Here is a 1,897-nt window from a genome sequence, read left to right on the forward strand (position 1 = left end):
CCGCGGAGGGCGGATGGTTGATCATCGCGGGCACGGAGGAGCGGATTTCCCCCTCGGCGCTGGACGTGGTCGCGGAGGGCGCCACCGTGGCGCCGGTAGCTCCGGAGCGCGCGCGCTACACGGTGCGTCCGCGCGCGAAGGCGACGGAGGTGTCCGTCACCGTGCGCTGGAAGGATGCCCCCTCCGAGGACGCGGTGCGGCTCCAGGGCGCGGTGAAGCCCGCCGCCCCCAGGGCGGAGCCGCGGGTGCTGATCCCGGCCGACGCCCACCCCTACCCGGGACTCGGAGGCTGGATCCCGATATCGAGGCTGCCGTCGCTGTTCCTCCTGGGCGGCGCGGCGTTCGCGAGCGGCGCCAATGGGGGACCGCTGCTGGGGTTGGGCGTGTCCGTGCCGCTGCCGGTGTGGCGCAGGCGCGTGGCGGCGGAGGCGGAGTTGGGACTGCGCCACGCGAGCCTGGACGGACATCAGGAGGCCACGCAGGTGCACTCACGCGTGTGGGGGATGCCCCTGCTGTTGTCCGCGCGGGTCACTCTTTTTCAACGGGGCTCCTTCCAACTGGACGGCCGTGCAGGCGGCGGTGTGCTGGCATTGAGTCATCACCTTTCAACGCAAGGCATTGGGGCCGGGGATGTCTTTCCTGCCGCCGTGGATGAGCGCAGAGTGCGCGCCATGGGATTCCTGGCCGCGCAGGGCGCTTATCAGTTGGGCCGCTGGAGCCTCCTCACGGAGGTGCGCGGAGCATTGGCGCCCGTGGAGACGCCGTCACTTCGCGCCGAACTGGGCGGCCTGTCCGTGTCCGCGGGGCTGAGGTTCGTTCCGTGAAGCGCGCGGGCCGGGGCATGGTGGGGATGGCGGTGCTGGCGTGGGCCTGCGCGGGCGCCCCGGAGTCGCTGCCCCAGCCCACCATCGTCGCGGTGGAGCCCGCGACGCTGCCGGTGAACACGAAGGACGACGCCATCACCATCCGGTTCGACGCGCGCTACGCCATGACGGTGGACTACGGCGCGGAGAAGGTGGATGCGCGCATGGGTCCAGGCCGCATCTGGGTGGACGAAGAGGAAGCGACGGTGACGCGCTTCGACCCGACCGGCGTCGCCACCGCCACGGTGCCCCAGGGCCTGGGCGCGGGCACGCACGCGGTGCGGCTGCGGCTGGAAGACGGTCGCGAGGCGGTCTCCAAGGACGCCCTCACCCTGCGCCCGCCGGGGCAGGGAGAAGGGGAGCCGCCCCTCATGCTCGAGGACGGCGGCGTGCTGATGGCCACGGACGCGGGCCCCATCGTCAAGGACTTCGACGGCGGGGTCGGTGACGGTGGCGAGCCCGAGGACGCGGGGCCCGGCGCGGAGGATCCGATGCGCGAGGGCGACGTCACGGCCTACGTCTTCGACCCCATCGAAGGCACGCGCATCAGCCGGACGGCCTTCCCCATCACGGTGCACGCCCAGGGGCCGCGGGCCGGGCACTTCCAGGGCTCGTTGGAGTTGATCGCCTCACGCGGCACCGTGCAGCCCGCCAAGCTCGGCCCCTGCGACAGCGGCGTGTGCAACGCGATCATCATCATGGACGCGCCCGCCGGCAACGTGCACCTCAACGCCGTGGACGCCTTCGGGGTGACGGGCGAGTCCAACACGTTCCGGCTGGAGCCGTACAAGTAGCGCGGGCGTTCACCCCGCCGCGCGCAGCAGCTCCAGCGTGCGCAGCATGTCCGGCGGCAGCGGGGCATCCACCCCGCGCGCCGGCACTCCGGGCAGCGCGGGCCACTCCACGCGCGCGGCGTGCAGCGGCGTCCGGGTCAGCACCTCCCCGGGTCCCCTGCCCTCCCAGGTCGCCTTCCGTGAGCGGGGCCTCGCGGCCATACTGGGTGATCCACGACAGCGGGTGCCCCAGCGAGCAGC

1 protein-coding gene and 2 pseudogenes are annotated in these 1,897 nt (G+C 72.9%); 2 read left to right on the forward strand and 1 reads right to left on the reverse strand.

Annotated elements, in window-relative coordinates; translation table 11 throughout:
* Positions 1-824 (forward strand): annotated as a pseudogene (locus tag ACLEQD_RS42375) (hypothetical protein); the annotation flags it as partial.
* On the forward strand, positions 821-1,657 hold the full coding sequence (locus tag ACLEQD_RS42380) for a hypothetical protein (RefSeq protein WP_410391645.1): 837 nt from the start codon (positions 821-823) through the stop codon (positions 1,655-1,657). The pseudogene ACLEQD_RS42375 and the gene ACLEQD_RS42380, both read left to right, overlap by 4 nt.
* Positions 1,658-1,666: 9 nt before the next feature.
* Here ACLEQD_RS42380 and ACLEQD_RS42385 read toward each other — a convergent pair.
* Positions 1,667-1,897, reverse strand: a pseudogene (locus tag ACLEQD_RS42385) (RNA pseudouridine synthase); the annotation flags it as partial.

Source organism: Corallococcus sp. 4LFB, from assembly GCF_046520365.1.
In the GTDB taxonomy this organism is placed as follows: domain Bacteria; phylum Myxococcota; class Myxococcia; order Myxococcales; family Myxococcaceae; genus Corallococcus; species Corallococcus caeni.